This is a genomic window from uncultured Blautia sp. (assembly GCF_902497045.1).
Taxonomy (GTDB): Bacteria; Bacillota; Clostridia; order Lachnospirales; family Lachnospiraceae; genus Blautia_A.
Genome location: NZ_CABVDF010000129.1, coordinates 1 through 7,850 on the forward strand (window position 1 = coordinate 1; position 7,850 = coordinate 7,850).

The 7,850-nt window shown below is 41.8% G+C and carries 9 protein-coding genes and 1 riboswitch; of the genes, 6 read left to right on the forward strand and 3 right to left on the reverse strand.

Annotated features, from left to right (window positions below):
- Positions 1-71 precede the first annotated feature (71 nt).
- From RDS42_RS09810 to folK, 6 genes are all read left to right on the forward strand, one after another.
- A complete protein-coding gene (locus RDS42_RS09810; protein WP_308783500.1) occupies positions 72-491 on the forward strand; it encodes a twitching motility protein PilT in 420 nt (139 codons plus the stop codon).
- Positions 492-689: 198 nt separating this feature from the next.
- The gene (locus RDS42_RS09815; protein ID WP_308783501.1) at positions 690-1,442 is read left to right on the forward strand and encodes a cyclase family protein; all 753 of its coding nucleotides are present in this window, start codon (positions 690-692) and stop codon (positions 1,440-1,442) included.
- Between the two features lie 59 nt (positions 1,443-1,501).
- Positions 1,502-1,598, forward strand: a riboswitch (THF riboswitch).
- A 179-nt stretch (positions 1,599-1,777) separates the two neighbouring features.
- Entirely contained in the window at positions 1,778-2,332 is a 555-nt protein-coding gene (gene folE / locus RDS42_RS09820) for a GTP cyclohydrolase I FolE (protein ID WP_308783502.1), read from the forward strand.
- Between the two features lie 3 nt (positions 2,333-2,335).
- Complete coding sequence (locus RDS42_RS09825) at positions 2,336-2,821, forward strand: HD domain-containing protein (protein WP_308783503.1); 486 nt, start codon at positions 2,336-2,338, stop codon at positions 2,819-2,821.
- Positions 2,822-2,839: 18 nt separating this feature from the next.
- On the forward strand, positions 2,840-3,646 hold the full coding sequence (folP, locus tag RDS42_RS09830; RefSeq protein ID WP_308783504.1) for a dihydropteroate synthase: 807 nt from the start codon (positions 2,840-2,842) through the stop codon (positions 3,644-3,646).
- Positions 3,647-3,648: 2 nt separating this feature from the next.
- Positions 3,649-4,473 (forward strand): 2-amino-4-hydroxy-6-hydroxymethyldihydropteridine diphosphokinase, encoded by an 825-nt coding sequence (gene folK / locus RDS42_RS09835; protein ID WP_308783505.1) that lies wholly within the window; start codon positions 3,649-3,651, stop codon positions 4,471-4,473.
- Positions 4,474-4,488: 15 nt separating this feature from the next.
- Here folK and RDS42_RS09840 read toward each other — a convergent pair whose 3' ends face one another.
- The 3 genes from RDS42_RS09840 to dtd all read right to left on the reverse strand — a co-directional run bounded on the left by RDS42_RS09840 (position 4,489) and on the right by dtd (position 7,790).
- A complete protein-coding gene (locus tag RDS42_RS09840; protein WP_308783506.1) occupies positions 4,489-5,550 on the reverse strand; it encodes a tyrosine-type recombinase/integrase in 1,062 nt (353 codons plus the stop codon).
- A 219-nt stretch (positions 5,551-5,769) separates the two neighbouring features.
- Entirely contained in the window at positions 5,770-7,302 is a 1,533-nt protein-coding gene (locus tag RDS42_RS09845; RefSeq protein WP_308783507.1) for a peptidoglycan DD-metalloendopeptidase family protein, read from the reverse strand.
- A gap of 41 nt (positions 7,303-7,343) precedes the next feature.
- Entirely contained in the window at positions 7,344-7,790 is a 447-nt protein-coding gene (dtd, locus tag RDS42_RS09850; protein ID WP_308783508.1) for a D-aminoacyl-tRNA deacylase, read from the reverse strand.
- Positions 7,791-7,850: the final 60 nt, after the last annotated feature.

Consider the following 7,850-nt stretch of genomic DNA (forward strand, 5'->3'; position numbering starts at 1 on the left):
TATAATATGAAACATATTAAACAAGGTTTTGGTAAAAATTTAATATCATATTGTCTAAGGAGGAAAACAGGATGGTTGAACTGATCGTAGGAAAGAAAGGCAAGGGCAAAACAAAAGTACTGTTAGACAAAGTGAACGGCGCAATTAAAGACGCAAATGGCAGCATTGTTTACTTAGACAAAAGCACGAAACACATGTATGAACTGAATAATAAGGTTCGTCTGATCGATGTTTCTGTATATCCTATTAAAAATGCGGATGAGTTTGTTGGATTTGTTTGTGGTATTATTTCTCAGGATCATGACCTTGAGCAGATTTATCTGGACAGCTTCCTGACTACAGCGAAACTGGAAGGATTAGATGCATCTGGTACACTTGAACAGCTGGAAGAGATCGGAGAGAAATTTGGCATTTCCTTTATCATCAGTATGTCTCTTGACAAAGAAGATGTTCCGGCAGAGTTCCAGGATAAGATCGGAACCGCATTATAATCCAGGTATAAAGCATACAACTACATAAAGAAAAAGCAGGGGACTTTGTAAAATTACAGAGTCCCTTTTTATGTAATACGAAAGCAGTACATTTATATATTGATACTATGCAGAATCTGTGATATTATTACAAAAAAATTCGCAATGTAAATGATGTGACAGACATTTATAGGCAGATAAGAACAGGAGGCAATGCACATGTATCAGTTATGGGAAGCATTAAAAGCAGCAAAAAATTACAGATGGGTAGAATTATCTCATTCCATGAATAACGACAGTCCTTACTGGGCCGGTATTCCGGAAGGAACTGTAGAACTGGCAAAAATGTGCTTTGACTGGGGAAATCCTATGCTGGAGTGTCTGATCCAGACCTTTAAATTTCCGGGACAGTTTGGAACCCATATTGATTTTCCGGGACATTTTATAAAGGGCAGGGAGTTTTCAGAGAAATATGATGTACATGATCTGATCTTTCCCTTATGTGTTATCGATGTAACAGAAAAAGTAAAGGAAAATCCCAGATATGCCGTTACTGTAGAAGATATCCAAAATTACGAGCAGACCTATGGAGATATCCCGGATGGAGCTCTGGTTGCCCTCAGAACGGACTGGTACAAAAACTGGCCGGATATGGATGCATTATCCGGAACCGGAGAGGATGGAAGCGAAAACTTCCCCGGCTGGTCCATGGAAGCTCTGAAATACATATATGAGGTAAGAAATGCAGCTGCAAACGGTCATGAAACTCTGGATACAGATTCTTCAGCTGTTGCAGAAAAAGCAGGAGATCTGATCTGCGAAAGATATGTCCTGGACCAGGGCAAGCTTCAGGTAGAGCTTCTGAAAAATCTCGATCAGGTATCTCCGGCAGGTGCTGTTATAATCGTCGCCTATCCGCGGATTGAAGGAGCCACCGGGCTTCCGGCCAGAGTATGGGCAATTACAGAATAATAAAATATTTTATTGAAATACACGCATAATGGTAGTATAATTATGCCAGATAAATAATATGCAAAATAGGATTTCATGCGTCAAGTGTTCCGTGGATGGGGAGTTGCCACAGAAACGAAAAGCTCGTCTTACGATATGGATTCCGCACCCGTTGCAACATACAGATGACAAACATCTCGATTGTGAAGGGATATTAGAATTATTATTTATTCCAGATGCTCATTCACATCGGGATGTTTTTTGTGTACCTGAATTTATTTCCATGCATTTCTTTGCATTATAAATCCATACCAGAATACTCACATCCCGAAATATTTTTAAGGAGGTAACTGAGTATGATGGATCATGAAAAAATCAAACAGGGTGTTCGCCTGATGCTGGAAGGTATCGGTGAAGACATCAGCCGGGAAGGACTTCTGGAAACCCCGGATCGGATCGCACGTATGTGTGAACAGATCTACGGAGGGCTCTACGAGGATCCTGCCGCCCATCTGAACAAACAATTCCAGGCAATTAATAACAACATCGTCATTGAAAAAGACATTACCTTTTATTCGGTATGTGAACATCACCTTCTTCCTTTTTACGGAAAAGCCCATGTGGCTTATATTCCTGACAGCAAGGTTGCCGGCCTCAGCAAACTTGCCCGTACAGTAGAAGTTTTTGCCAGAAGACCTCAGATTCAGGAAAATATGACGGCCCAGATTGCAGATGCTCTGGAAAAATATCTGAATCCAAAGGGTGTTATGGTCATGATCGAGGCCGAGCATATGTGTATGACCATGCGCGGAGTGCAAAAACCAGGAAGCAAAACAGTAACCACCATTGTAAGAGGAGTTTTTGCAGAAGATCTTTCTTTACAGCAGACATTTCTGCAGATGGTGAAATAGGCCATGGAACGCATACAAAAAATGCAGGAACATCCTTTGTTCCAGGAGCTTATTAAAAAACTTCAGACAGCAGAGAAAGACCGACAATTTTGCCGCCATACTATGGAACATTTTCTTGATGTAGCCAGACTGATGTATATTTACAGCCTGGAAGACGGCACTGCCATTAAGAAAGATATCATATATGCAGCAGCCCTTCTCCATGATCTTGGAAGATATGAGCAGCTGATCCACGGCACTCCCCATGATATTGCAGGCGCCAGAACGGCAGAATACATTATGAAAGACTGTGGTTTTCAGGAAGATGAAATTGAAGCAGTAAAAGCAGCAATACTTGGTCACCGTAATGCCGCAAGCCTGTCCAGCGATTTTCCTCTTACTGTGTATCTGTACCGGGCAGATAAAAAATCCCGTAACTGTTTTGCCTGCCCTTCAAAAAGGGAATGCAACTGGCCAAAGGAAAAAAAGAACCTGTGGATAGAATATTAAACAAAAAGGAGAACTTATATGAAGATCGGAAACAGAGATTTTGATATAAAAAACAAAACCTATATTATGGGAATCCTGAATGTAACACCGGATTCCTTTTCAGACGGAGGAAAATACAATCATCTGGATGCCGCGCTTTTTCATGCAGAAGAAATGCTACGAGATGGTGCTGATATCATTGACATCGGAGGAGAATCCACACGTCCGGGGCATACAGTGATCACTGATCAGGAAGAAATTTCACGCGTAGTACCTGTGATCGAAGCTGTAAAAAGCCGTTTTGACGTACCAGTTTCCATCGATACCTATAAAGGAGCAGTAGCAGAGGCAGCTTTAAAAGCAGGTGCAGATCTGGTCAATGACATCTGGGGATTTAAACACGATAAAAAAGTTGCAGACCTGACTGCACAGTACAAAGCCGCCTGCTGTCTGATGCATAACCGTCATAAAGCCGTCTATGATGATTTTCTAAGTGATCTGGTAAAAGATATGGAAGAATGCATAAAAATCGCAAGAGAAGCTGGTGTTTCTGATGACAGGATCATTCTGGATCCAGGTGTAGGCTTTGGAAAAACCTATGAGATGAATCTGGAAGCAATCCATCATGTGGACGTACTGCATCAGCTGGGATTTCCGATCCTTCTTGGTACGTCACGAAAGTCTGTGATCGGACTTACTCTGGATCTTCCTGCTGACCAGCGTGTAGAAGGAACCGTAGCTACCACAGTTATTGGAGTTATGAAGGGCTGCGCCTTTGTCCGGGTTCATGACATTAAAGAAAATAAACGGGCAATACAGATGACAGAAGCAATTTTAGGGAGATAGTAATGGATAAGATCACAATTGATAAACTAGAAATATTTGCCAATCATGGCGTTTACCCGGAAGAAAATGTTCTTGGTCAGAAATTCATAATTTCTGTTGTTCTCTATACCAGTACCAGAAAGGCCGGTGTTACAGATGAGCTTTCTTTCTCCGTCAATTATGGAGAAGTCAGTCATTTTATCCGGAAATATATGACAGAGCATACCTGGAAGCTGCTGGAATGTGCTGCAGAACACCTTGCCCAGGCAATTCTTCTGGAATATCCTCTGGTAAAAAAGCTGGATCTGGAAATCCAGAAGCCATGGGCACCAATAGCTCTTCCTTTAAATACCGTTTCTGTGAAGATCACCAGAGGCTGGCATACAGCATATATTGCCCTTGGTTCTAACATAGGTGACAAAAAAGCCTACCTGGATATGGCAGTAAAACATTTAAATGAAAGAAAAGACTGCCAGGTTAAAAAAGTTTCCGACTACCTGGTGACAGCGCCTTATGGAGTGACTGACCAGGATGATTTCCTTAACGGAGCTCTTGAGCTTCAGACTATTCTGGATCCGGAAGAGCTTCTTCAGGCTCTTCATCAGATAGAACAGGAAGCCAACCGTGTACGAACCATCCACTGGGGGCCACGGACACTGGATCTGGATATTCTTATGTATGATGACCTTGTCCTGGATACTCCGGAGCTTCATGTCCCTCATATTGAAATGCATTTGAGAGATTTTGTACTGATCCCCATGGATCAGATTGCTCCATGGAAGAGGCATCCACTGATCGGAAAAACCATAGAAGAAATGCTTCAGAATCTGAAAAACAAGGATAAATAAAATCCTGGGAGGACATCAGTCCTCCCTTAATCTTACAGCAGTTGCCGCCTGACGCCGTCTGGCATCGTCCAGGGCCGCGTAATGCTTTTTAGTAGTATTTACATCCCTGTGCCCAAGAACGTCCGCTACAAGGTAAATATCGCCGGTTTCCTGATAAAGAGCCGTACCATAGGTACTGCGGAGCTTATGAGGGGTGATCTTTTTTGTTGTTGTAATTTCCCGGGCATATTTTTTGACCAGGTTTTCAATGGCCTGAACCCCGATACGTTTTTTTTGAGCAGAATAGAAGAGTGCATGTTCATGGCCGGAGAGAGGGGTAATGTTTTCTCTGACCTCCAGATAATTCCTCAGAGCTCTTTCTACCTCAGGACCAAAATAAACAACCATTTCATTTCCACCTTTTCGGGTAACCTTGATTCCGTTATTTTTAAAATCCACATCCTCAATATCAAGACCTACACATTCTGAAACACGGATTCCTGTACCAAGAAGCAATGTTACAATAGCAAGATCCCTTTCTTTATTCTTTTCCCAGAACACACGTTTTTGTCCGGTAAGTGTATCTCCGCAATGCTCAATATGGTCCAGAAGAAGAGCCACCTCGTCAGCATCCAGACGTATGATGCTTTTTTCGTGGATCTTAGGCACATCTACAAGCACCGCGGGATTGGTCTCGATCATTTCCCTTTTATAATAATAGGCATAAAAGCTTCGTAAAGCAGAGATTTTGCGTTTCAGGCCAAGTTCTCCATTGGTTTCCAGTTTATCAGCATTCCGGTTCTGATAAACCTTCAGATATTCCTGATATTCCTCAATATCCACAGCTTTGACCTGATCCAGAATCTGAACGGTAAGATCACTCATGGATTTTTCTTTCAGAGACGGATTGGTTTCCAGAAGGAACTGAAAAAAGATACGGATATCATAGGCATAAGAAATTCTTGTTTTCGTTGTAGTTGTTGCATCAATGGCTCGAAAATAATCTCTGCAAAAAGAAGGCAGCGTTGCCAGAACCTGACGAAGACGCAATGTATTTTCGATGTCTGTATGTTCATGATAAGTCTGTTTTTTTTCCATAATTTAAAACTCCCTAAGCAAACAGATTTTCGGATTCCTTTATGATTATACCACAGAAGTGGTTCTTTTGTCTATATCTATATGAAAAACTCGGGTTTGTCGTATAGATGTATTTCCATATAGATGGCAGGATTTTTACCTTTTTGTACTTCTTCTGCATCTTTTGCAGCCAGAATTACTGCTTATAAATAAAAATCCTGCCTGATATAATTTACTATTTTATTTTCCCGGACGCTTTACGTAATCCAGTGGATCTTTATGTGTGCCTTTTACAATAATACCCAGATGTAAATGCGCTCCAAAGGATGTTCCCGTATTTCCTACATAACCGATCAATTGTCCTTTTTTTACTTTTGATCCCTGTTTCAGTCCCGGGGCAAATTTTGACTGATGCATGTATTCGGAAACAATCCCATCTGCATGTGTGATCTGGATGTGATTTCCTGCACCGCCGTTATTATGTTTGATCAAAGATATCGTTCCATCTGCCACTGCATAAATAGGCTCGCCGGATTTTGCCGCGATATCGATTCCCTTATGATATGAGGAAGCTCCCGGTCCCGGTGGCTTTCTCGGTCCAAAATAGCTTGTGATGATATTATTTTTGGAACTGAGTGGCCAGCGGAAATTCCTTTCCTGATAATTTGGGATCCATGCTCCGTCGCTGCCTACATAATGTGTCCGGTCTACCCAGCAGTTTCTTTTCATAATGCCGGTGGATGGCGACAGATAATATTTTTTCTTATTGACTGTGATCCAGCCTGTCTGCCTCTCTCCTGCACTGTTCAGGAAATAATGGTTTCCTTTCAGATTCAGCCAGCCTGTAGCCAAACGGCCATTGCTCTGAGCATAATATATTTTTCCCTTTATGGCAGCCCAGGCATTTCGGTACATCTGACCATTTCCATTAAAGCAGTACATATTCTTTACAAGAGTAACTTTGCAGGCATCATATCTGGCACCTGTATGCGTATTAAACAGATATTTGTGGCCGCCGATGGTCTGCCAGCCTGTGACCATTTTATAATCTGAAGGACGGAAATACCGATAATAGGAACCAACCTTATAAAAGCCTTTTACCAGAGAATACCTGCTGCCCGCATAATACCTGGAGCCGTCTGAGTCTGTATAAAAAGCATTGCGGAGCTGTACTCCTGTTTTTCGGTCAAACGCATACCAGTTTCTTCCGATTCTGACCAGACCGGCTTTTCGATATCCGTTTTTGTCCATATAATAACGTTTGCCTTTATAGGTAACGATCTTGTTGCGGATCATCAGACCATTGGAGTTAAAATAACGTACCTTTCCCTGGACACTCTGGAATCCCGGACGGATTACTCCGTCATGGAAAAAATAATACATGTTTCCCGAAGATGTACGCAGCCAGCCTGTGTGCATGCATCCTGTCTTTTTATTGAAAAAATATCGTTTGCCTTTTACGGTCTGCCAGCCTGTAAGCATTTTGCCCTTATTGCTGAAACAATAGGTCTTTCCCTTAAGTTTCTGGATGCCCGGCTTTGCAGCTCCTGTCCTGGAATCAAAATAATATCTGACTCCGGAAGGGGAAGTATACCATCCCTTTACCTTCTTTCCTGCGGAATTGTAATAATAATAGGAGCCATTCTGATAAACAAACTTTTTTGGGGTGGCTGCCTGAACAGACTCTGGTGCGGCTGCCGTAAAACACCCTGCCAGAAAAACAGCTGCAAACAGCCAGAGGATCGCTGTGGATACAGTTATCTTCTTTTTCATTCTTTCATTCTCCTTCATCTTTGGAATAAATAAAAACAAGATTACAGAATATGTTCGTCAAGCAAAATTGTAAAAGGTCCGTCATTGATGAGAGATACCTTCATATCTGCACCAAAAATGCCTTGCTCTACTACCGGAACAGATTTCTTCGCTTCCCGGATCATATATTCATAAAGCTCTTCTGCCATCTTTGGTTCCCCTGCTTCAATAAAGCTTGGACGATTGCCTTTTTTGCAGTTGGCATAAAGCGTAAACTGAGAAACCAAAAGAAGCTCTCCCGATACATCTTTTAAAGAAAGGTTTGTCTTACCGGCTTCATCTTCAAAAATCCGAAGCCCCAGGAGCTTTTTCAGGTATTTATCAGCAATTTCTTTATTGTCCTCTTTCCCTGCTCCGACAAAGACAAGAAGTCCCTTTCCGATTTTGCCGATTGTATCTCCATCTACGGTTACTTCCGCCTGCAGTACTCTTTGAATAAAAAGTCTCATATATTGTGTGCCTCCAGTTATTCTGAATTTTAGTATAGCATAATTTTACATATTTGTGTC